Annotated in this window: 22 protein-coding genes; 8 read left to right on the top strand and 14 right to left on the bottom strand. The window is 57.4% G+C overall.

Annotation, left to right across the window (positions count from 1 at the left end):
- Window positions 1–62: 62 nt before the first annotated feature.
- The 8 genes from mdcH to mdcA all read right to left on the bottom strand — a co-directional run bounded on the left by mdcH (window position 63) and on the right by mdcA (window position 7,112).
- Window positions 63–962, bottom strand: coding sequence for a malonate decarboxylase subunit epsilon (gene mdcH, locus APU02_RS21690; protein WP_060571204.1), 900 nt, complete (start codon window positions 960–962; stop codon window positions 63–65).
- Window positions 962–1,579 (bottom strand): malonate decarboxylase holo-ACP synthase, encoded by a 618-nt coding sequence (locus APU02_RS21685; RefSeq protein ID WP_060571203.1) that lies wholly within the window; start codon window positions 1,577–1,579, stop codon window positions 962–964. Before APU02_RS21685 ends, mdcH begins: the two co-directional genes overlap by 1 nt.
- A 2-nt stretch (window positions 1,580–1,581) precedes the next feature.
- Window positions 1,582–2,541, bottom strand: a complete 960-nt coding sequence (locus APU02_RS21680) for an AEC family transporter (RefSeq protein WP_060571202.1) — start codon at window positions 2,539–2,541, stop codon at window positions 1,582–1,584.
- 123 nt (window positions 2,542–2,664) lie between these two features.
- Window positions 2,665–3,465, bottom strand: a complete 801-nt coding sequence (mdcE, locus tag APU02_RS21675; RefSeq protein ID WP_060571209.1) for a biotin-independent malonate decarboxylase subunit gamma — start codon at window positions 3,463–3,465, stop codon at window positions 2,665–2,667.
- Entirely contained in the window at window positions 3,465–4,298 is an 834-nt protein-coding gene (locus APU02_RS21670) for a biotin-independent malonate decarboxylase subunit beta (RefSeq protein WP_042286283.1), read from the bottom strand. The genes mdcE and APU02_RS21670 overlap by 1 nt, the downstream gene beginning before the upstream one ends.
- A complete protein-coding gene (mdcC, locus tag APU02_RS21665) occupies window positions 4,291–4,590 on the bottom strand; it encodes a malonate decarboxylase acyl carrier protein (protein ID WP_042286285.1) in 300 nt (99 codons plus the stop codon). The genes APU02_RS21670 and mdcC overlap by 8 nt, the downstream gene beginning before the upstream one ends.
- A gap of 9 nt (window positions 4,591–4,599) precedes the next feature.
- The gene (locus APU02_RS21660; RefSeq protein WP_060571201.1) at window positions 4,600–5,457 is read right to left on the bottom strand and encodes a triphosphoribosyl-dephospho-CoA synthase; all 858 of its coding nucleotides are present in this window, start codon (window positions 5,455–5,457) and stop codon (window positions 4,600–4,602) included.
- Window positions 5,457–7,112, bottom strand: coding sequence for a malonate decarboxylase subunit alpha (mdcA, locus tag APU02_RS21655; protein ID WP_060571200.1), 1,656 nt, complete (start codon window positions 7,110–7,112; stop codon window positions 5,457–5,459). The genes APU02_RS21660 and mdcA overlap by 1 nt, the downstream gene beginning before the upstream one ends.
- Before the next feature lie 250 nt (window positions 7,113–7,362).
- Here mdcA and APU02_RS21650 point away from each other — a divergent pair, with 250 nt between their 5' ends.
- From APU02_RS21650 to APU02_RS21640, 3 genes are read left to right on the top strand one after another with little or no spacing between them, the layout of a single operon-like run.
- Window positions 7,363–8,385, top strand: coding sequence for a hydrolase (locus tag APU02_RS21650; protein WP_060571199.1), 1,023 nt, complete (start codon window positions 7,363–7,365; stop codon window positions 8,383–8,385).
- Window positions 8,382–8,600, top strand: coding sequence for a YheU family protein (locus APU02_RS21645; protein ID WP_042286296.1), 219 nt, complete (start codon window positions 8,382–8,384; stop codon window positions 8,598–8,600). Before APU02_RS21650 ends, APU02_RS21645 begins: the two co-directional genes overlap by 4 nt.
- A 54-nt stretch (window positions 8,601–8,654) precedes the next feature.
- Window positions 8,655–9,524, top strand: a complete 870-nt coding sequence (locus APU02_RS21640; RefSeq protein WP_042286299.1) for a phosphoribulokinase — start codon at window positions 8,655–8,657, stop codon at window positions 9,522–9,524.
- 67 nt (window positions 9,525–9,591) lie between these two features.
- Here the strand turns inward: APU02_RS21640 and APU02_RS21635 are convergent, their stop codons facing one another.
- Entirely contained in the window at window positions 9,592–9,996 is a 405-nt protein-coding gene (locus APU02_RS21635; protein WP_042286302.1) for an OsmC family protein, read from the bottom strand.
- Between the two features lie 307 nt (window positions 9,997–10,303).
- Between APU02_RS21635 and crp the strand changes: the two genes are divergently transcribed.
- Together crp and APU02_RS21625 are read left to right on the top strand one after the other, a co-directional pair.
- On the top strand, window positions 10,304–10,936 hold the full coding sequence (gene crp / locus APU02_RS21630; RefSeq protein ID WP_000242758.1) for a cAMP-activated global transcriptional regulator CRP: 633 nt from the start codon (window positions 10,304–10,306) through the stop codon (window positions 10,934–10,936).
- A 51-nt stretch (window positions 10,937–10,987) separates the two neighbouring features.
- The gene (locus APU02_RS21625) at window positions 10,988–13,075 is read left to right on the top strand and encodes a YccS/YhfK family putative transporter (RefSeq protein ID WP_042286307.1); all 2,088 of its coding nucleotides are present in this window, start codon (window positions 10,988–10,990) and stop codon (window positions 13,073–13,075) included.
- Between the two features lie 13 nt (window positions 13,076–13,088).
- Here the strand turns inward: APU02_RS21625 and APU02_RS21620 are convergent, their stop codons facing one another.
- The 5 genes from APU02_RS21620 to ppiA form a co-directional block, all read right to left on the bottom strand.
- Entirely contained in the window at window positions 13,089–14,309 is a 1,221-nt protein-coding gene (locus APU02_RS21620; RefSeq protein ID WP_060571198.1) for an aspartate aminotransferase family protein, read from the bottom strand.
- 85 nt (window positions 14,310–14,394) lie between these two features.
- Complete coding sequence (pabA, locus tag APU02_RS21615; RefSeq protein ID WP_060571197.1) at window positions 14,395–14,958, bottom strand: aminodeoxychorismate synthase component 2; 564 nt, start codon at window positions 14,956–14,958, stop codon at window positions 14,395–14,397.
- Window positions 14,959–14,989: 31 nt separating this feature from the next.
- Window positions 14,990–15,592: a putative adenosine monophosphate-protein transferase Fic gene (locus APU02_RS21610; protein WP_042286314.1), complete on the bottom strand. Its 603-nt coding sequence runs from the start codon at window positions 15,590–15,592 to the stop codon at window positions 14,990–14,992.
- Complete coding sequence (locus tag APU02_RS21605; RefSeq protein ID WP_060571196.1) at window positions 15,582–15,749, bottom strand: YhfG family protein; 168 nt, start codon at window positions 15,747–15,749, stop codon at window positions 15,582–15,584. Before APU02_RS21605 ends, APU02_RS21610 begins: the two co-directional genes overlap by 11 nt.
- A gap of 106 nt (window positions 15,750–15,855) precedes the next feature.
- Complete coding sequence (gene ppiA, locus APU02_RS21600; RefSeq protein ID WP_042286322.1) at window positions 15,856–16,428, bottom strand: peptidylprolyl isomerase A; 573 nt, start codon at window positions 16,426–16,428, stop codon at window positions 15,856–15,858.
- A gap of 293 nt (window positions 16,429–16,721) precedes the next feature.
- Between ppiA and tsgA the strand changes: the two genes are divergently transcribed.
- The 3 genes from tsgA to nirD all read left to right on the top strand — a co-directional run bounded on the left by tsgA (window position 16,722) and on the right by nirD (window position 21,096).
- Window positions 16,722–17,903, top strand: coding sequence for an MFS transporter TsgA (gene tsgA / locus APU02_RS21595; protein ID WP_060571195.1), 1,182 nt, complete (start codon window positions 16,722–16,724; stop codon window positions 17,901–17,903).
- Between the two features lie 326 nt (window positions 17,904–18,229).
- Window positions 18,230–20,773: an NADPH-nitrite reductase large subunit gene (gene nirB / locus APU02_RS21590; protein WP_060571194.1), complete on the top strand. Its 2,544-nt coding sequence runs from the start codon at window positions 18,230–18,232 to the stop codon at window positions 20,771–20,773.
- On the top strand, window positions 20,770–21,096 hold the full coding sequence (gene nirD / locus APU02_RS21585) for a nitrite reductase small subunit NirD (RefSeq protein WP_042286330.1): 327 nt from the start codon (window positions 20,770–20,772) through the stop codon (window positions 21,094–21,096). The genes nirB and nirD overlap by 4 nt, the downstream gene beginning before the upstream one ends.
- Window positions 21,097–21,104: the final 8 nt, after the last annotated feature.

Here is a 21,104-nt window from a genome sequence, read left to right as displayed (position 1 = left end):
CCGGTTAGCCTGAAGCCAATACATCCTGTAAGCAGGAGAAGCATCGCGCCAGCGGGCAACAATCACAACAACTGTACCCGCCGCGCCAGATGCACCGCCACGTCCACGCCGCTACGTTCCAGGGAAATCGACTCCCCTTCCCACGCCGCCTGACGCGTCAGGCAGGTCAGCACGCCGCCGGGCGGCATTTCAATCGCCAGCCTTGCATCACGCTCGTTAGCCGAAATTACCGCTTCCTGCCAGCGCACGGTGCGCGCCATGTTCATCGCCAGATCGTCGGCAATTTTTTCCGGCTGCCAGAGCACGCGCCCGGTGCTGCCGCTCAGATACGCGCAGCGCGGGCGTGAAAGCGTGACCGAATTAAACGCCGCCGCCAGCTTCTGCGCCGGTTCCGCCAGCAGCTCGCAGTGCGACGGCACGCTCACGGCCAGCCGCTTTGCTTTGCTCGCGCCTTTTTCCAGGGCGCGTTTTGCCACCTGCGCCATCCCTTCATCGGATCCGGCAATGACAATCTGCGTTTCGGCATTCAGGTTGGCAATGTATGTTCCGCTCCCCGCGATAAGCTGTTCCACCTGCGGCAGGGTTAAGCCCATGATTGCCGTCAGGCCGTAGCCGTGCGGCCAGGCCTGTTCCATCAGATCGCCGCGCAGCGCCACCAGCGTCAGCGCGTCCGTAAATTCCAGCGCGCCCGCCACCACCGCCGCGGGATAAGCGCCAATCGATAAACCGCTAACGATGTCAGCCGACACGCCGCGTCGCTCCAGCTCGCGCGCCCAGGACACGCCGGCAATTAACAGCGAAAGCTGCACCGCGCGGGTGTGGGTTAACGAGGCTGCGCTGTCCAGCGTATCAACTTCCTTCCCCAGCACCTGACGTGCCTGTTCCAGCTCCGTTCCCGGCAGGTGTTGCAGCATACCTTCATGCTGCGTGCCCTGACCCGGAAAGGTAAACAGTATTTTCATCACTCCTCCCTGCGCCATGGATCTGCCACCAGGCGTGGCCCACGGCGGGTTTTCAGCAGCGTTTTACCGTCGCGCAGCCACTCCGCCAGCGCGAATCCGCCTTCCGGCGTATCCACCTGCGTATCCGCCCGGCATAGCGCGCGGCTGAGCTGAAGCTGCCAGCCAGCAAATGCGTCAGGGGCAACGGCGTGCGGAGCGCGGATCAGCAGGTCGAGATCGCTGTCGGCATGGATCACCGGAATACCGGTCGCCAGCGCGTAGCCGGTGCTGCCGGTGATGCCCCACGTCCACGGCCACGACTGCTGAGCAAGCTGAAGCGCCACCTGTACCGGCGGCTGGGTGACAAACGGCGAACGCAGTAGTTCGGCGGTGGCGCACAGCTCTTCAGGTGACACCACGCGCAGCACGTTCCCGGGCTTCACCCATCCGGCCGCCCGCTGGTCGCGGCGCAGTCCGCGCACGCCAACGGGAATTCGGCCTTCGTTATCCACATCACGCCGTACCACCACCGGCAGGCCGATATGCCAGGCTGATTCAACCCAGGATTCGGTAATACCTTCCAGCGCGTCGCGCGAGGTAAGCCAGATAAGGTCGTGGGGGCGTAATGTTGTGGTCATAATTACATTCCTGACGTCAGCGAGATAAACAGCGGCAGCGACAGGATACACAGTACGGAGCTTAACAGCAGCACGGCTTCTGCATCCGGCGACTGCACGCCAAAGCGGTTACCGAACACCACGCCGAAGAAGCCCGCGGACAGCGCAATCATCAGGATAGCGGTGATCGCCACGGAGCCGTGCAGACCGAAGATTAAAACGATACCCCAGGCAATCGCCGGCTGGATCAGCAGTTTGGCGACGGTGGAGGTGATCACCATGGTGTTGATCTGGAGCTTACGGGCAGAGAGGATCACGCCGGTCAGGAACAGCGCCGCAGCGGTCGCGGACAGCCCCAGCGGTTTAATCGCCGCCAGCACCAGTTCCGGCATTTTGATGCCGATAGCGGACAGGATCACACCCAGCAGCGGGCCCATCACGATCGGTTTTTTAATGGAGCGCCACATCAGCACCGGCAGCATGGAGAGCGTTGAACCGGAGTTATTGCCCTCGGCGCGCGCTTTTTCACGCTCCAGAATCAGCAGGCAGAACGGGGTCATCAGCACGGAACCACAGGCGATAGAGACCGCCACGGACAGTGAGGTGGAAGAACTTTCGCCCAGCACGCTGCCCAGAATCGGCAGGCCAAGCGCCGCATAGTTTGGCAGGGCGACGGTGAGCGTCAACACGGCCGCATCCTGCGGCGATTTTTTGAATACGCCGGTAGCAAGGAAATAGATCGCCGCGTAGGTGATCCACATCGCCAGCGTCAGCACCACAATCAGCGGCGACTGCGCCACGATGCCCGCCCAGGGCGTCTGTACCGTCGCGCTGAACAGCGCCGCAGGTAATGCGAAATCCATGACGAAGATGTTGAGCAGGGAAACATTCTTGTTATCAACCATTTTGGCCTTCCCGGCCCAGAACCCCAGCAACATGATGATGAATATCGGTGCAAGAGCATGAACAATTACGTAAGTCATAAATCACCTGTAGTAAAAAAGTTTAAGCACTGACGCGATGTTTATTATTTTCAGGATGCAGGCACCCACGCGGGCACAGCGTGCGCGCCCACGGGGTGGTGCATCTGGCAGGTCTCTTTTTACTTACCAGCTGGCTCGCATACGTTCGCGTACGAGCGCCGAGCTGCGGCGGTTGTCAGCACCCAGGCGGCTTTTCAGCGTGGTGTCCTGACGCGCGTCACTGATGGCCTGTTGCAGGGTGGTTTTCACCCGCGTCAGATCGTTATCGGATGGGGCATCCGGGTTGCTGATGTCCAGCAGGTCGGAAAGCAGCCCCAGCGTGGCGTAGTTGCTGATGTCATACGCCATGGGCGGAATGGTTGCCGCCAGTTTTTCCAGCGCGTCGACGGTACGCAGCGTAATGCGCGCCGCAGACTCTTTGCCCATCGCGTGGATCAGTACGCCTTTATCGTTAAAGGCAATCAGACGGTTAGCCTGGTAGCCGTGCGCCAGAAACGCGCCGGACATTGCCTTACCGACGATAAGACCAATCACCGGATGACCCGCCAGACGCGCGTTGGCGTAGGCGGCAGCGGCTCCCGCCAGCGCCTGGTGGATACCAAACGCCTCTTCGCGACGGCCATAGGCTTGGCTTGGGACGTCGATCACCGCCACTATCGGGCGCTTCACGGCTTTATCAGCATCCGCCGCGACGGTTTCGCTGACCACTTTCGCCAGCGTCCAGCCTTCCAGCAGACCGACTTCCCCTTTCGCCGCGCGCGGGAAGTGGTTGTTGGCATCCGGCACCACGGCGACAAAACGCACCGTTTCACCGTTCAGCTCACCGTCTGCCGCCTGCACGGACGGGCACAGCCCCTCAATACGTTTGGCGTTCGGGGCGAGCGTTTCCAGCCAGCGTTCGCCACGGCTTATTGCGTTATTCATCATTTCACCTCCCGGGCAAAAAGCGCGTTAATCTGTTCGGCATCGGCCTGTTTGCGGGTGTCGAAATTCGTCAGACGGTTCAGGTAATCGTCATAGTTATCGGTGCGATGTTTCGCCGGTACGCCTTTCGCGATGGCCTCGTTCATCGCGGCTTTCACCGCGTTCACGCCGTCGCCTACCAGCGCATCCACCAGCCCGCTTTCATAGCGTACTTCGCCGCCGGTCATGCTCCAGATAAACGGACGGTCGCGCGAGTCGTACTCTTCAATGCCCGCTTCCTGCTCGATAACCTGCGGGCCGTTGAGGCCGAGACGCGCTTCGCGGGTCACAATCAGGTAGCTGCACAGCGCCGCGGCGATAGACATCCCGCCGAAGCAGCCCACGGTTCCGGCCACGATCCCGACGACCGGGGTATAACGACGCAGGTCAACGATCGCGGCGTGGATATCGGCAATCGCCGCCAGGCCAAGGTTCGCTTCCTGCAGGCGCACGCCGCCGGTTTCGAGGCACAGTACCGCCTGCGTGGGTATGCCGTTGCGGTTATCTTCCGCCGCCAGCTCCAGCGCCGCCGCCATTTTGGCGCCGGAGACTTCGCCCATGCTGCCGCCCTGGAAGGTCCCTTCAATCGCCACGACTACCGCTGGCTGGCCGTTGATGGTCCCTTTCGCGACCACCATGCCGTCATCGGCCTGCGGCACAATGCCCTGTGGCCCAAGCCACGGAGAGATAATGCCTTCAAACGGATCCAGCAGTTCGCGGTAGCTGCCCTCGTCGAGCAGCGCCTGCGCACGCTGGCGCGCTTTTAATTCGATAAAGCTGCTGTCATCACGCATGGCTCACCCCTTCAAACACCTGTTCAATACGAATGCGCGCCACGCCCGGCGTCGCGCCGAAGTCGTGGATGGTCAGTTTGCCTGCGGGCAGGCTGCTGACGGTTTCCAGGCGGCTGAACAACGCCTCCCAGCGTCCGCGGCTGTTGTCGACGGAGGTGGTGATATCAACGGTCAAGGTCTGGCCCGGTTCGGCGGTGAAGAGCACCTCCATATCCCCGGAGCCGACGACGCCTGCCAGCGCCCTGCCGCTGACTTCGCGGCGGGCGGGCACGGTCAATGTAATTTTTTCCATAACTTCCTCTTAATGCTTTGAATATGGCGTTTCAACGCGATCGAGAAACAGCGTGGCCGCAAGCAGGTCTGCGGCGCCGCCCGGTGAGGCGTTTAGCGTCAGCATCTGGCGGTCTAACTGCGCCAGCGCCTGCTGCCCCGCGAGGGTTGCGCATCCTCCGGCGTTCAGCACCGCCCGGGCGCCGTTCTGCATGGCGTCCAGCCCCTCCATTCCGGCGCGCGACAGCACGCAGGTATCGGTGAGCGAGGTCATGATTGCCATCAGCGCGTCGAGTCTGGCGTGCGTTTCGCTGCTGCCGTTAAGACGGCTCAGGCGAAGCTGCGGTAGCGCGCGCTGCATGATGTGCGGAAACGCCTGCTGCGCCTCTTCACGCGCGCCGGGCACGCGGTAGCGGTGCGTGGCGCGTAACCCCTTGCTGAACACCTTCGGCGCCGCGTCGTCCGGGAGTTTTGCCAGCCGGGCGGCGGTGTTAGCGACGGCCTGCGCGCTGGCATCACCGCCCAGCATCGCCACCGCGCTCACCAGCAGCCCCAGCGCCCAGATCGCGCCACGGTGGGTGTTCACGCCGTCGGTAGCGGCCATCATCTGCCGCTCTCCGTCGCGACCGAGTCGCCCTATGGTTTGCCTGAGGGCAATATCCGCCGGACGCTGCCAGCTTTGCTGCGCCAGCGCCTGAAACGTGGGAGTCAGGCTGTGCGCGGAGCGCTCCATCAGCGCAAGCGATAAATCGTGGTGCGCGCCGTTCCCCCGACTGTCCACCAGACCGGGTTTCGGGCTTAAACGTGCTTCGTCAATCAGACACTGCGTGGCGGTTCGCGCCAGCCATTCGGCACCGCCTTCAACCTGGATCCGGGGCAGAAGTTTCATTACCAGCTCCGGAATTTCGCAGGTGGGTTGTACAGGCCGCCGGACCACTCAACGAGGTCGGCCACGCTGCCCGCCGCCAGCAGAGAGCGGGTGGCATCGGTGCGGCGAATCCCCATATCTTCCGGATAGACCACTTTGCCGCTCTGGCGCAGTTCCGCCACGCGTCTGGCATCCACGCCCAGACCGATATCGGTGATACCCGCCACGGCGGCGACCATGGCGCGACGCTCTTCCAGATCTTTCGCCCGGTAGAGGTAAGCAATCCCCTCTTCCGTCAGCACGTGGGTCACGTCATCGCCGTAAATCATGACCGGCGCCAGCGGCATGCCGGAGGCTTTCGCGACGTCAACGGCGTCGAGTTTTTCCACGAAGGTGGGTTTAACGCCCGCCTGGAAGGTTTCCACCATCTGCACGACCAGTTTTTTACCGCGCTGCATTGGGTCAGGTTCGGTGATCATGTTCAGCCAGGCCGGCGTGGCGTGGCGGCGACCGTGCGGATCGTGGCCCATGTTTGGCGCGCCGCCGAAGCCGGAGAGGCGACCGCGGGTGACGGTTGAGGAGTTAGCGTAGCCATCAACCTGCAGCGTAGAGCCGATAAACATATCGACCGCGTACTGGCCTGCCAGCTGGCAGAAGGCGCGGTTAGACCGCATGGAGCCGTCGGCACCGGTAAAGAACACGTCCGGACGGGCGCGAATGTACTCTTCCATCCCCAACTCGCCGCCGAAGCAGTGCACGCTCTCCACCCAGCCGCTTTCGATTGCCGGGATCAGCGTCGGATGCGGGTTCAGCGTCCAGTGTTTACAGATTTTGCCCTTCAGGCCGAGCTGTTCGCCGTAGGTGGGCAGCAGCAGCTCAATCGCCGCGGTGTTAAAGCCAATCCCGTGGTTAAGGGACTGCACCTGGTGTTCAGCGTAGATGCCTTTAATCGCCATCATCGCCATCAGGATGTGTTCCTGTTTAATCAGGCGCGGGTCGCGTGTGAAGAGCGGCTCAATGAAGAACGGCTTGTCGGCCACCACCACGTAATCGATCCAGGAGCCCGGAATATCGACGCGCGGCAGGTCGCATTCGTCGTCCACCAGCTCGTTCACCTGTGCGATGACGATGCCGTCGTGGAACGCGGCGGCTTCCACCAGCGCCGGGGTATCTTCGGTACTCGCCCCGGTGTAGAGGTTACCTTTACGGTCCGCTTTAAACCCGGCAATCAGCGCCACGTTTGGCGCCAGGTCAACATACAGGCGGGAGTAAAGTTCGATGTAGGTGTGAATCGCACCGATTTCGAGCTGGCCATCTTCCAGCAGCTGCGAAATGCGCAGGCTTTGCGTACCGGAGAAGGAAAAGTCCAGCTTACGGGCGATGCCTTTCTCAAAGATATCCAGATGTTCGCTGCGGCCCACGCTTGGCATAATCATGTGCAGGTCGTGCATTTTTTCGGGATTCACTTCAGCCAGCATGCGGGACAGGAAATCTGCCTGCTTCTGGTTATTGCCTTCTAATACCACGCGGTCACCCGGCGCGATCAGTTTTTCCAGCATCGCGGTCAGGTCTGCAGTAGGCAGTACCTTGCCCTGCACCGGTATGGAAGCCAGACGCCGCTGCTTCTCGGTGCGGCGGGTATTCCAGACGCGTGCGGGTGTTTGCCCAGATAACATTATTAACCTCCTGATTCAGCTAATCATTTTGATTGCTTAACACGCTAATGAGTGTGCGCTCTGGTGAGAAAGTCATCAATTAAGCGTAGAGAGGGATCGTTAGCCTGAGAGTAATAATTGAAGTAACAATTTGTGATGAGGATCAACTACTCCATTCCAGACGCCATCCTGAGCTACGCATTTTTCATAAACACAACAGGCAAGTGGCGGTATAGTAGACGGCTGATAATGAGAGACCATCGCAGCCGTTATGAGCCAAATAACTTCGTCAGACCTTCAACTCACCGCCGTAAACTCGCGTGAATTTCGCCCAATGCGTGGTATTCGTAACCGCCATTTGCAGACCATGCTGCCGCGCCTGATCCGCCGCAAAGTGAATTTTGCCCCCCACTGGCAGCGGCTGGAGTTACCTGACGGTGACTTTGTCGATCTGGCCTGGAGTGAAGATCCGGCGTCCGCGAAACACAAACCTCGTCTGGTCGTCTTTCACGGTCTGGAAGGCAGTCTGAACAGCCCGTATGCCCATGGCCTGATTGAAGCGGCGCAAAAACGCGGCTGGCTTGGGGTGGTGATGCATTTTCGCGGCTGCAGCGGCGAGCCAAACCGCATGAACCGTATTTATCACTCTGGCGAAACCGAAGACGGCGCCTGGTTTCTACACTGGCTGCGTCGCGAATTTGGCCACGCGCCAACCGCGGCGGTGGGCTATTCGCTGGGGGGTAATATGCTGGCCTGCCTGCTGGCAAAAGAAGGGAAAAACATCCCGATAGAGGCTGCGGTGATTGTTTCCGCCCCCTTCGTGCTGGAAGCGTGCAGTTACCATATGGATAAAGGCTTTTCCCGCGTTTATCAGCGTTATCTGCTCAATTTGCTGAAGGCGAACGCGTCGCGCAAACTGGCGGCGTATCCGGGCTCCCTGCCAGTCGATCTTGCGCAGTTGAAATCCCTGCGCCGCATTCGCGAGTTTGACGATCTCATCACCGCCAAAATTCACGGTTTTGCCGACGCTATCGACTATTATCGTCAGTGTAGCGCGATGCCGTTACTCAACCGGATCGCCATCCCGACGCTGATCATCCACGCCAAAGACGATCCGTTTATGGATCATCACGTGATCCCCAAAGCCGACGATTTGCCGCCTCAGGTGGAGTATCAGCTAACGGAACATGGCGGGCACGTTGGGTTTATCGGCGGCACGCTGCGTCGCCCTGAGATGTGGCTGGAGGCGCGTATTCCCGACTGGCTGACAACGTATCTGGAGGTAACAAGATGATGATCCCCTGGCAGGAGCTCTCTCCCGAGACGCTGGACAACTTAATCGAAAGCTTTGTGTTGCGCGAAGGCACCGATTATGGTGAACATGAACGTTCACTTGAGCAAAAGGTCGCCGACGTTAAACGTCAGTTGCAGTGCGGAGAAGCGGTTCTGGTCTGGTCTGAATTGCACGAAACAGTCAACATCATGCCGCGTAAACAGTTCCGCGAATAAGCCTGTATCCTCGGCCGACTATAATAAAAAACCTAACCTACTCATGGAGTTGTTATGTCTGCCAAACATCCGGTGATTGCGGTAACAGGATCCAGCGGCGCGGGGACCACCACCACCAGCCTCGCGTTCCGTAAAATTTTTGCCCAGCTCAACCTGCGCGCGGCCGAGGTGGAAGGCGACAGTTTTCATCGTTATACCCGCCCGGAAATGGACATGGCGATCCGCAAGGCGCGCGATGCCGGACGGCATATCAGCTATTTCGGCCCCGAAGCCAATGACTTCGGCCTGCTGGAACAGACCTTCATTGAATACGGGCAGACGGGCAAAGGCCAGTCGCGCAAATATCTGCATACCTACGACGAAGCCGTACCCTGGAATCAGGTGCCTGGCACCTTCACGCCCTGGCAGCCGCTGCCGGAGCCGACCGACGTCCTGTTTTATGAAGGGCTGCACGGCGGCGTGGTGACGCCACAGCATGAGGTGGCGCGCCATGTGGATTTGCTGGTGGGGGTTGTGCCCATCGTCAACCTGGAGTGGATTCAGAAACTGATCCGCGACACCAGCGAGCGTGGACATTCCCGCGAGGCGGTGATGGACTCCGTGGTGCGCTCAATGGACGATTACATCAACTACATCACGCCACAGTTTTCCCGTACCCACATCAACTTCCAGCGGGTCCCGACGGTGGATACCTCAAACCCATTCGCCGCACGCGGCATTCCCTCGCTTGATGAGAGTTTTGTGGTGATACATTTCCGCAATCTCGAAGGCATCGATTTCCCCTGGCTGCTGGCGATGCTGCAAGGTTCGTTTATTTCTCACATCAATACGCTGGTGGTGCCGGGCGGCAAAATGGGCCTGGCGATGGAACTGATCATGCTGCCGCTGGTACAGCGCCTGATGGAAGGCAAGAAGATCGAATAAGCCTCAATGGCGGCTGGCCCGTTTGTGCCATAAGGCAGTCGAGCGCAGCGGCATCAGGTAAAAATTATCAGGCGGCAATGACTTCATACGAGTGGGTAATATTCACCGCTTTTTCCAGCATCAGCGCCACGGAACAATACTTTTCGGCGGAAAGATCTACCGCCCGCGCCACCGCGGCGTCTTTTAAATCATGCCCCGTCACGATGAAATGCAGATTGATGTGGGTAAACAGGCGCGGCGCTTCTTCACGACGCTCGGAGGTCAGTTTTACTTCGCAATTGGTCACATCCTGTCGTCCTTTTTGCAGGATGGAGACCACGTCGATAGCGCTACAGCCGCCCGCGGCCATTAACACCATTTCCATCGGGCTGGGCGCTTTATCTCCCGAATTGCCGTCCATCAGGATCTGGTGTCCGGAAGCCGACTCGCCCAGGAAGGTTAACCCTTCAACCCATTTCACACGCGCTTGCATATTTTTTTACTCCAGTGCGTCAATTTTCCTGACAGATTACGCGTACATAACAATTCTCGCAACGGAAGGCGACCTGCGTCATGCTGAAGCGAGACACCAGGAGACACACGGCTAAAGCTATGCTAAAACAGTCAGGATGCTACAGTAATACATTGACGTACTGCATGTATGCAGAGGACTTCACATTAAAGGCTGCTGTCCGTTATTGACAGCCTCTTCCCAGGAAGCGGGAAGCACATTTTTGCAACCCCAGAGACAGCGCCGTTTTCTGGCTCTGGAGACAGCTTATAACAGAGGATAATCGCGCATGGTGCTTGGCAAACCGCAAACAGACCCGACTCTCGAATGGTTCTTGTCTCATTGCCACATTCATAAGTACCCGTCGAAGAGCACGCTAATTCACCAGGGTGAAAAAGCAGAAACGTTGTACTACATCGTTAAAGGCTCTGTGGCAGTGTTGATTAAAGATGAGGAAGGTAAAGAAATGATCCTTTCTTATCTGAATCAGGGTGATTTTATTGGCGAACTGGGCCTGTTTGAAGAAGGCCAGGAACGTAGCGCATGGGTACGTGCTAAAACTGCATGTGAAGTGGCTGAAATTTCCTACAAGAAATTCCGCCAGTTGATCCAGGTGAACCCGGATATTCTGATGCGTCTCTCTTCCCAGATGGCTCGCCGCCTGCAGGTCACATCAGAGAAAGTCGGTAACCTGGCCTTCCTTGACGTGACCGGTCGTATCGCCCAGACGCTGTTGAACCTGGCGAAACAACCCGATGCAATGACCCACCCGGACGGTATGCAGATCAAAATTACCCGCCAGGAGATTGGCCAGATCGTTGGCTGCTCTCGCGAAACCGTTGGTCGTATCCTGAAGATGCTGGAAGATCAAAACCTGATCTCCGCGCACGGTAAGACCATCGTCGTTTACGGCACTCGTTAATCCCGTCGGAAATGGCGCGTTACCTGGTAGCGCGCTATTTTTGTTTTCCCGATGTGGCGCAGACTGATTTATCACCCTGAGATCAACTACGCACTACGTCAGACGCTGGTGCTCTGTTTGCCCGTGGCCGTCGGCCTGCTGATAGGCCAACTGCATCTGGGCCTGCTTTTCTCCCTCGTTCCCGCCTGCTGTAACATTGCCGGGCTTGATACGCCGCACAAGCGCTTCTTCAAGCGTCTGGTCATTGGCGCCTCGCTGTTTGCCGGGTGTAGCCTGGCGATGCAACTGTTGTTGGCGCAGGCGGTACCGTTACCGCTGATTCTGACCGGGTTGACGCTGCTCCTCGGCGTCACCGCGGAGTTAAGCTCGCTTCACGCCCGTCTGCTTCCCGCTTCGCTGATCGCCGCAATTTTTACCCTCAGTCTGGCGGGAAATATGCCAGTGTGGGAGCCGCTGCTGATCTATGCGCTGGGGACATTGTGGTATGGACTGTTTAACTGGTTCTGGTTCTGGTTGTGGCGCGAACAGCCGCTGCGCGAATCGCTAAGCCTGCTGTATCGCGAACTGGCAGATTACTGCGAAGCGAAATACAGCATGCTGACCCAGCACACCGATCCGGAAAAAGCCCTACCGCCGCTGTTGGTGCGCCAGCAGAAAGCGGTTGACCTGATCACCCAGTGCTACCAGCAAATGCATATGCTGTCGGCGCATCACAATAACGATTACAAACGGATGCTGCGCGCCTTCCAGGAAGCGCTGGATCTGCAAGAACATATCTCGGTCAGCCTGCACCAGCCGGAAGAGGTGCAAAAACTGGTCGAGCGCAGCCACGCCGAACAGGTGATCCGCTGGAACGCGCAAACCGTCGCCACGCGTCTGAGGGTGTTGGCGGATGACATTCTGTACCATCGCCTGCCCACGCGCTTCACCATGCAGAAGCAAATCGGCGCGCTGGAAAAGATCGCCAATCAACATCCGGATAACCCCGTCGGGCAGTTTTGCTACTGGCATTTCAGCCGTATAGCCCGCGTGCTTCGCACCCAGCGTCCGCTCTATGCGCGCGATCTGATGGCGGATAAACAGCGGCGGCTTCCGCTGCTACCGGCGCTGAAAAGCTATCTGTCGCTGAAGTCTCCGGCGCTGCGCAACGCCGGACGCATTAGCGTCATGCTGAGTATCGCCAGCCTGATGGGTACCGCGCTGCACCTGCCGAAGCCGTACTGGATCCTGATGACGGTACTGTTCGTGACGCAAAATGGCTACGGCGCAACGCGCGTACGCATTCTGCACCGTTCGGCCGGAACGCTGGCGGGACTTATCGTCGCGGGCGTGACGCTGCACTTTCATATCCCCGAAGGGTATACGCTGCTTTTAATGCTCTTCGTCACCCTGGTGAGCTATCTGATTATCCGCAAAAACTACGGCTGGGCGACGGTGGGGTTTACCGTCACGGCGGTGTACACCCTGCAACTGTTAACCCTGAACGGCGAACAATTTATCATTCCGCGGTTTGTCGATACGATCATCGGCTGTCTGATCGCCTTCGGCGGCACCGTCTGGCTGTGGCCGCAGTGGCAAAGCGGTCTGTTGCGCAAAAATGCCCACGACGCGCTGGAGGCGGACCAGGAGGCGATCCGCCTGATCCTCAGCGACGATCCGCAGGCGACGCCGCTGGCATACCAACGAATGCGCGTCAACCAGGCCCACAACACGCTGTTTAACTCGCTGAATCAGGCCATGCAGGAACCGGGATTTAATACGCACTATCTGGAAGATATGAAGCTGTGGGTCACCCACAGCCAGTTCATTGTCGAGCATATCAACGCGATGACCACCCTGGCGCGAGAACATACAATGTTGACGCCTGATCTGGCCCAACGATATCTGCAATCGTGTGAAATTGCGCTCCAGCGTTGTCAGCAGCGGCTGGAATATGACGGGCCGGGCAGCTCTGGGGATGTGAATATTCTTGAGGCGCCAGAGATGCTCTCCCACGGGCCATTGAGCACGCTGGAACAGCATCTCCAGCGTGTGCTGGGGCATTTAAATACCATGCATACCATTTCGTCGGTGGCCTGGCGCCAGCGACCGCACCACGGGATCTGGCTCAGCCGCCGGTTGCGCGATATGAAAGGCTGACGCTCTATGCGGCCTATTCGCTTACGACTTTCGCGACGGCTTGCGCGAAACGCTGCATTCCTTCGTCGATATCCGCCTCTTCCACCACCAGCGAGGGAGCAAAACGCATCACTTCAGGGCCAGCGTTGAGCACCATCACCCCCGCCTCCGCTGCCGCATACAGGAAATCACGCGCGCGCCCCTTATACTGCGGCTTCAGTTCGGCGCCAATCAACAGGCCCATGCCGCGAATGTCGCTGAAAACGTCAAAGCGTTCATCGATCTGTTGCAGATGCTGCACAAATCTCTGCCGCTTCGTCTGCACCCCACTTAACACGGCTGGCGTACTGATGATATCGAACGCCGCCTCCGCAACCGCACAGGCCAATGGGTTACCGCCATAGGTAGAACCATGCGAGCCCACGTGAAATGCCGAAGCGATATCCTGGGTTGTCAGTACCGCACTTACCGGAAAACCGCCGCCCAACGCCTTCGCGCTGGTCAGAATGTCCGGCGTCACGCCATAGTGCATATAAGCGAACAGATCGCCGGTGCGCCCCATGCCGCTTTGTACTTCATCAAACACCAGCAGCGCCTGATGCTCGTCGCACAGCTTGCGCAGGCCTTGCAGGAATTCCGGCGTCGCCGCCAGCACGCCGCCTTCGCCCTGTACCGGCTCGACCACTACTGCGCAGGTGTGATCGTCCATCACCGCGCTGACGGCATGGAGATCGTTAAAGGGCACGTGAATGATATCCGCCGGTTTTGGGCCGAAACCATCGGAATACTTCGGCTGACCGCCCACGGAAACGGTAAACAACGAACGACCGTGGAACGCATTATGGAAGGCGATAATTTTGGTTTTGAAGGGGCTATGGCGGACGCATGCATAATGACGCGCCAGTTTAAACGCCGTTTCGTTGGCTTCCGTCCCGGAGTTCATGAACAGCACGCGCTCGGCAAAGGTGGCGGCGATAAGTTTCCGTCCCAGACGCAGCGCCGGTTCGTTGGTGAATACGTTACTGGTATGCCAGAGCGTTTCGCCCTGCGCTTTCAGCGCTTCCACCAGCGACGGGTGGCAATGACCGAGCGCGGTAACCGCAATCCCTCCGGCAAAATCGACATAGTCTTTGCCCTGCTGGTCCCAGACCCGGCTGCCTTTACCTTTCACCGGGATAAAGTCCGCCGGTGCATAAACTGGCAGAATGACTTCATCGAAAGTTGCGCGAGTTACTGCCGTTTGTTCAGTTGCCATCTCATGCCCATCCACTTATGCAAAAAACAATGTGAAATAATAATCACAAAATATGCATAAAAAATCACTAAATGGCAACCATAAATCATCGGTTAAGGAAATTAGCCAACAGTTGATGCCCCTGCTCGCTGAGAATACTCTCCGGATGGAACTGAACGCCCTCCAGATCCCAGGTCGTATGGCGAATCCCCATGATCTCCTGCGCCTCGCTCCAGGCGGTGACCTCGAAGCAAGCGGGCAGCGTGGCAGGATCAACAATCAGCGAATGGTAACGGGTTACCCTTAACGGGTTGGCTAATGCCTGAAACACCCCCTGCCCGTTATGGCGGACAGGCGAGGTTTTGCCATGCATCACCTTCGCCGCGCGGACAATCGTTGCGCCGAAGGCCTGCGCCATCGCCTGATGCCCAAGACAGACGCCAAGCATTGGCAGTCGCCCGGCGTAATGGCGAATCGCCGCCAGCGAAATGCCAGCGTCATCAGGCGTACAAGGGCCGGGGGAGATGACGATTTTTTGCGGGCCAAGCGCGTCAATCTGCGGCAGCGTCAGCTCATCATTGCGCTTAACCAGCACATCCGCGCCCAGCTCGCAAAAGTACTGGTAAAGATTCCAGGTAAACGAATCGTAGTTGTCGATAAGCAGGATCATGGCGGCTCCGGTACAAGAAAACCGCGCTATTCTACTCAGTTTCCTCGACTTCGCTTACCCCTTTCCGAAATATCGCCTCCAGCGCGCTAAGGTCGCCCATCGCCCCTTCCTGATTCGCCTGGTTCCAGCGATCGACCGGAATATCCCGCCAGTGCAGTAAATAGCCCGCGTGGATGGCCAACTGTTCAAAGAAAATACGCTGCGCCATACCACTGCCGATGCGGAACGGGTGCAGTACGTTGATCTCACAATAGTAATGCGCCAGGCGATTCACAAACTTCTCTTTGGGCAACCCAACCAGATACCCTTCTTCTTCCAGATCCTGCATCAGGGCGTTGCCTTCTTTCTCGATATACGCGAAATGGCAAAAGCGGGTATCGCCCTGATAAATATCGACCTCGCGCAATTGCCCTGCCCAGTCGAAAACATCCTGGTACAGCTGGCGATGGAGGGCGCATAAATGCGGTAGCCCTCGCTTCAGCGGGCCAAGCTCAATGGTTGCCGCCCGCAGCGCCGTCAGCTCCCATGCCGCCTGCGTCAGCCGCTCCGCCTGGCGGATCCCCAGTCGGTTACGCATGACGTTCAGACCGGGGTAAAGATACGGATCGCGATCGTCGCCGATTTTAGCGCTCATAGTGCCTCCGGAGTTCGTCAAGGCGTGCCAGCGCCTCTGGCGCGGTTAACGTGACTAGCGGGCTGTCGACGCCCTCAAGGCGGCGGCTGGCCTGAAAATTGGTATTGCGCTGCTGCTCCCAGAGCCGGGATTTCTGTCTGTCGGTGAGTTTTTTCACTTTACGCCTCCCTGATAGTCTCGTGTCTGCCAAGTATAAGCGGCAAAACGCGGTTACGCAGGAAGGGGAAACAGGCGCGGGCATGAAACACCCGCGCCGAAAGGGATTACGGCAGGACTTTTGCGGAGAGGATAACGACCGGTTTTGTCGGCACATTCTGGTATGGGCCCACATCTTTGGTCTGAACCTGAGAGATCTTATCGGCAACGTCCATCCCTTTCACAACTTTACCAAAGACGGCGTATCCGAAGTCGCGCTGGCCGTGATCGAGAAAGGCGTTGTCGGCGACATTGATGAAGAACTGGCTGGTGGCGCTGTCTTTGTCTGCGGTACGCGCCATCGCAATGGTGCCTCGGGTATTACGCAGACCGTTGTCGGCTTCGTTTTTGATCGGCGGATTCGGCTTCTTCTGCTGCATCTGCTCGTTGAACCCACCGCCCTGAATCATAAAGCCTGGGATCACGCGGTGGAACGTGGTGTTGTTATAGAACCCGCTGTTCACGTAATCGACAAAGTTCTGCACTGATACTGGCGCTTTCTGGCTGTTCAGTTCCAGTTCAATATTACCGGCAGAGGTTGTCAGCAGAACGTGCGGATCCCCTTTCGCCGCCAACGCTGCAGGAGAGAGAGCAGAAAGGGCGAAAACAGCTGCGACAGCCGCCAGGGTCGATTTGAGCATGAGAATTCCTTAACGAGAGCGGTAACAAAAAGCAAGTGCTTTGATTCTAAAGAGGCTTCAGAGACAAGGCCATCCCTTTACCTATTTTTACTTACCAGAAACATCTGTAACTTACTGACCGCCAGGCTATGCGTGATTTTGATCACAATAAAAAATGTAACGCACTTATTAATTGCCAATAAAAGTTTAAATGAATCACTAAAGCGCCTAAAATCTGCCCGCTCGTGGCGCAGTCAATGCGCTTTACTTTCTTATACACACAGTTTTCAGGTGCGTATCAACACAGGCCAGTCATGACTAACAGCAACCGCATCAAGCTCACATGGATTAGCTTTCTTTCCTACGCCCTGACCGGGGCGCTGGTTATTGTCACCGGGATGGTGATGGGAAACATCGCAGAGTATTTCAACCTGCCGGTTTCCAGTATGAGTAATACCTTCACCTTCCTGAACGCCGGTATTTTGATCTCCATTTTTCTTAACGCCTGGCTGATGGAAATCGTCCCGCTAAAAACGCAGCTGCGTTTTGGCTTTATCCTGATGGTACTGGCGGTGGCCGGACTGATGTTCAGCCACAGTCTGGCGCTGTTCTCCGCTGCGATGTTCGTGCTCGGCGTGGTAAGCGGTATCACCATGTCGATCGGGACTTTCCTGATCACCCAGATGTACGAAGGCCGTCAGCGCGGCTCGCGCCTGCTTTTTACCGATTCCTTCTTCAGCATGGCGGGGATGATTTTTCCAATGGTTGCCGCCTTTTTGCTGGCCCGCAGCATCGAGTGGTACTGGGTATATGCCTGCATCGGCCTGGTCTATGTGGCGATTTTCCTGCTGACCTTTGGCTGTGAATTCCCCGCGCTGGGCAAACATGCACCGAAAAGCGATACACCGGCAGTAAAAGAAAAATGGGGCATCGGCGTACTGTTTCTCTCCATTGCCGCGCTGTGCTATATCCTGGGCCAGTTGGGCTTTATCTCATGGGTACCGGAATACGCGAAGGGACTGGGAATGAGTCTGAACGATGCCGGTACGCTGGTCAGCAACTTCTGGATGTCTTATATGTTCGGTATGTGGGCATTCAGCGTCATCCTGCGTTTCTTTGACTTGCAGCGCATCCTGACAGTGCTCGCCGGTCTGGCTGCGGTTCTGATGTATCTGTTTATCACCGGCACGCCAGCGCATATGCCGTGGTTTATCCTCGCGCTGGGCTTTTTCTCAAGCGCCATTTACACCACGATTATTACGCTGGGCTCCCAGCAGACGAAAGTGGCGTCGCCAAAGCTGGTTAACTTTGTGCTGACTTGCGGCACCATTGGCACCATGTTGACCTTCGTGGTCACCGGTCCTATCGTGGCGCACAGCGGCCCGCAGGCGGCGCTGTTCACCGCTAACGCTCTGTATGCCGTCGTGTTTGTGATGTGCTTTATCCTCGGTTTTGTCACCCGCCATCGCCGTCACGAGGCGTCCGCGATGCATTAATTCAGTTGCCCGGTAACGCAGGGTTACCGGGCATCCTGATCTTTCCTGAGCCGGATAAAACGTAACGTGTTGTCGTCCGGTCCCCCTCCCTCTAAGGTCTTAGCGCCTCGCTTCGCCGGGAGTAGCTGGAGATGCTGAAAAACCCCTCATTTTGTATGTTATTTATACAATCGCGAAAAGTCTGACATTTCCGTGACTTATAAAAATCCTGACAAATCAGCGATATACCCCTTAAGGAGTATATAAAGGTGAATTTGATTTGCATCAATAAGTGGGGTTGCTGAATCGTTAAGGTAGGCAGTAATAGAAAAGAAATCGAGGCAAAAATGAGCAAAGTCAGACTCGCTATTATCGGTAATGGTATGGTCGGCCATCGCTTTATTGAGGATCTTCTTGATAAATCCGACGCTGCCAATTTTGATATTACTGTTTTCTGCGAAGAACCCCGCAAAGCGTATGACCGTGTGCACCTGTCATCTTACTTCTCCCATCACACTGCCGAAGAACTCTCTCTGGTGCGTGAAGGCTTTTACGAGAAGCATGGCGTGAAAGTGCTGGTCGGCGAACGCGCTATCACCATCAACCGTCAGGAAAAGGTGATTCACTCCAGCGCGGGCCGCACGGTTTACTATGACAAGCTGATCATGGCCACCGGCTCCTATCCGTGGATCCCGCCGATTAAAGGCTCCGAAACGCAGGACTGCTTTGTCTATCGCACCATTGAAGATCTCAATGCCATTGAGTCCTGCGCCCGTCGCAGCAAACGTGGCGCGGTAGTCGGCGGTGGACTGTTAGGCCTGGAAGCGGCCGGCGCGCTGAAAAACCTCGGCGTGGAAACCCACGTCATCGAATTCGCGCCAATGCTGATGGCGGAACAGCTGGATCAGATGGGCGGCGAACAGCTACGCCGCAAAATCGAAAGCATGGGCGTGCGCGTCCACACCAGCAAAAATACCAAAGAGATCGTCCAGACAGGGACCGAGGCGCGTAAGACCATGCGTTTTGCCGATGGTAGCGAACTGGAAGTCGATTTTATCGTGTTCTCCACCGGTATTCGTCCGCGCGATAAGCTGGCGACCCAGTGCGGCCTTGATGTCGCTACGCGCGGCGGGATCGTGATTAACGACGCCTGTCAAACTTCTGACCCGGACATTTACGCCATCGGCGAATGCGCAAGCTGGAACAATCGCGTTTACGGCCTGGTGGCGCCAGGCTACAAAATGGCGCAGGTCGCCGTTGATCATATCCTTGGCAACGAAAACGTTTTTGAAGGCGCGGATCTGAGCGCCAAGCTGAAGCTGCTGGGCGTTGACGTGGGCGGCATTGGCGACGCGCATGGCCGCACGCCGGGCGCGCGTAGCTATGTTTACCTCGACGAAAGCAAAGAGGTCTATAAGCGCCTTATTGTCAGCGAAGATAACAAAACCCTGCTCGGAGCGGTGCTGGTGGGCGACACCAGCGACTACGGCAACCTGCTGCAACTGGTGCTGAATGCTATCGAACTGCCGGAAAACCCGGACTCCCTGATCCTGCCTGCCCACGCAGGTAGCGGTAAGCCCTCGATTGGTGTGGACAAGCTGCCGGACAGCGCGCAAATTTGCTCTTGCTTCGACGTCACTAAAGGCATGTTGGTCGCCGCCATCAACAAAGGTTGTCACACCGTCGCCGCGCTGAAAGCCGAAACCAAAGCCGGTACAGGCTGCGGCGGCTGTATCCCGCTGGTCACCCAGGTGTTGAACGCCGAACTGGCGAAACAGGGCATTGAAGTGAACAACAACCTGTGCGAGCACTTTGCCTATTCACGCCAGGAGCTGTTCCACCTGATTCGCGTCGAAGGCATCAAAACGTTCGAAGAGCTGCTGGCAAAACACGGAAAAGGTTACGGCTGTGAAGTGTGTAAACCCACCGTCGGTTCCCTGCTGGCCTCCTGCTGGAACGAATACATTCTGAAGCCGCAGCACACCCCGCTGCAGGATACTAACGACAACTTCCTGGCGAACATCCAGAAAGATGGCACTTATTCCGTTATTCCCCGTTCTGCTGGTGGCGAAATCACTCCGGAAGGACTGGTGGCGGTGGGCCGTATCGCCCGAGAATTTAACCTTTACACCAAAATCACCGGTTCTCAGCGTATCGGCCTGTTCGGCGCGCAGAAAGACGATCTCCCGGAAATCTGGCGTCAGTTGATCGAAGCCGGTTTCGAAACCGGTCACGCCTATGCCAAAGCGCTACGTATGGCGAAAACCTGCGTCGGCAGCACCTGGTGCCGCTACGGCGTCGGTGACAGCGTGGGCTTCGGCGTTGAGCTGGAAAACCGCTACAAAGGTATTCGCACCCCGCACAAAATGAAGTTCGGCGTCTCCGGTTGTACTCGTGAATGCGCCGAAGCCCAGGGGAAAGACGTGGGCATTATCGCCACAGAAAAAGGCTGGAACCTGTACGTATGCGGTAACGGCGGGATGAAACCGCGCCATGCGGATTTGCTGGCGGCGGATATTGACCGTGAAACGCTGCTCAAATATCTCGACCGCTTCATGATGTTCTACATCCGCACAGCGGACAAACTGACCCGTACCGCGCCGTGGCTGGATAACCTGGAAGGCGGCATCGACTATCTGAAGTCCGTCATTATTGACGACAAGCTGGGCCTGAACGCCCATCTCGAAGAAGAGATGGCGCGTCTGCGCGAAGCCGTGGTGTGTGAGTGGACTGAAACCGTCAATACACCCTCTGCGCAGGTTCGCTTTAAGCACTTCATCAACAGCGATAAACGCGATCCGAACGTCCAGGTCGTGCCTGAACGTGAACAGCATCGTCCGGCCACGCCGTATGAACGCATCCCGGTCACTCTGGTGGAGGAAAACGCATGAGCCAGTGGAAAGATATTTGCCACATCGATGACATCCTGCCGGAAACCGGCGTCTGCGCGCTGTTAGGCGAGGAACAGGTCGCCATATTCCGCCCGTATCACAGCGATCAGGTGTTCGCGATTAGCAACATCGACCCGTTCTTTGAGTCCAGCGTACTTTCTCGCGGACTGATAGCAGAGCATCAGGGCGAACTGTGGGTCGCCAGCCCGCTGAAGAAACAACGCTTCCGCCTGAGCGACGGGTTGTGCATGGAAGACGAAAGTCATTCCGTCGCGCATTACGACGCGCGGGTGAAAGACGGCATTGTGCAGTTACGCGGTTAATTTTTTCG

Source organism: Citrobacter sp. 50677481, from assembly GCF_001463265.1.
In the GTDB taxonomy this organism is placed as follows: Bacteria; Pseudomonadota; Gammaproteobacteria; order Enterobacterales; family Enterobacteriaceae; genus Citrobacter_A; species Citrobacter_A sedlakii.
This window is presented reverse-complemented; position numbering and strand designations above follow the sequence as displayed.

Coding starts and splice junctions, on each gene's coding strand:
- APU02_RS21635 (WP_042286302.1), bottom strand. CDS start 9,996: ATGCAAGCGCGTGTGAAATGGGTTGAAGGGTTAACCTTCCTGGGCGAG.
- APU02_RS21645 (WP_042286296.1), top strand. CDS start 8,382: ATGATGATCCCCTGGCAGGAGCTCTCTCCCGAGACGCTGGACAACTTA.
- tsgA (WP_060571195.1), top strand. CDS start 16,722: ATGACTAACAGCAACCGCATCAAGCTCACATGGATTAGCTTTCTTTCC.
- ppiA (WP_042286322.1), bottom strand. CDS start 16,428: ATGCTCAAATCGACCCTGGCGGCTGTCGCAGCTGTTTTCGCCCTTTCT.
- APU02_RS21610 (WP_042286314.1), bottom strand. CDS start 15,592: ATGAGCGCTAAAATCGGCGACGATCGCGATCCGTATCTTTACCCCGGT.
- crp (WP_000242758.1), top strand. CDS start 10,304: ATGGTGCTTGGCAAACCGCAAACAGACCCGACTCTCGAATGGTTCTTG.
- APU02_RS21625 (WP_042286307.1), top strand. CDS start 10,988: ATGTGGCGCAGACTGATTTATCACCCTGAGATCAACTACGCACTACGT.
- APU02_RS21660 (WP_060571201.1), bottom strand. CDS start 5,457: ATGAAACTTCTGCCCCGGATCCAGGTTGAAGGCGGTGCCGAATGGCTG.
- mdcE (WP_060571209.1), bottom strand. CDS start 3,465: ATGAATAACGCAATAAGCCGTGGCGAACGCTGGCTGGAAACGCTCGCC.
- mdcA (WP_060571200.1), bottom strand. CDS start 7,112: ATGTTATCTGGGCAAACACCCGCACGCGTCTGGAATACCCGCCGCACC.
- nirB (WP_060571194.1), top strand. CDS start 18,230: ATGAGCAAAGTCAGACTCGCTATTATCGGTAATGGTATGGTCGGCCAT.
- nirD (WP_042286330.1), top strand. CDS start 20,770: ATGAGCCAGTGGAAAGATATTTGCCACATCGATGACATCCTGCCGGAA.
- APU02_RS21620 (WP_060571198.1), bottom strand. CDS start 14,309: ATGGCAACTGAACAAACGGCAGTAACTCGCGCAACTTTCGATGAAGTC.
- mdcC (WP_042286285.1), bottom strand. CDS start 4,590: ATGGAAAAAATTACATTGACCGTGCCCGCCCGCCGCGAAGTCAGCGGC.
- APU02_RS21685 (WP_060571203.1), bottom strand. CDS start 1,579: ATGACCACAACATTACGCCCCCACGACCTTATCTGGCTTACCTCGCGC.
- APU02_RS21650 (WP_060571199.1), top strand. CDS start 7,363: ATGAGCCAAATAACTTCGTCAGACCTTCAACTCACCGCCGTAAACTCG.
- pabA (WP_060571197.1), bottom strand. CDS start 14,958: ATGATCCTGCTTATCGACAACTACGATTCGTTTACCTGGAATCTTTAC.
- mdcH (WP_060571204.1), bottom strand. CDS start 962: ATGAAAATACTGTTTACCTTTCCGGGTCAGGGCACGCAGCATGAAGGT.
- APU02_RS21670 (WP_042286283.1), bottom strand. CDS start 4,298: ATGCGTGATGACAGCAGCTTTATCGAATTAAAAGCGCGCCAGCGTGCG.
- APU02_RS21640 (WP_042286299.1), top strand. CDS start 8,655: ATGTCTGCCAAACATCCGGTGATTGCGGTAACAGGATCCAGCGGCGCG.
- APU02_RS21680 (WP_060571202.1), bottom strand. CDS start 2,541: ATGACTTACGTAATTGTTCATGCTCTTGCACCGATATTCATCATCATG.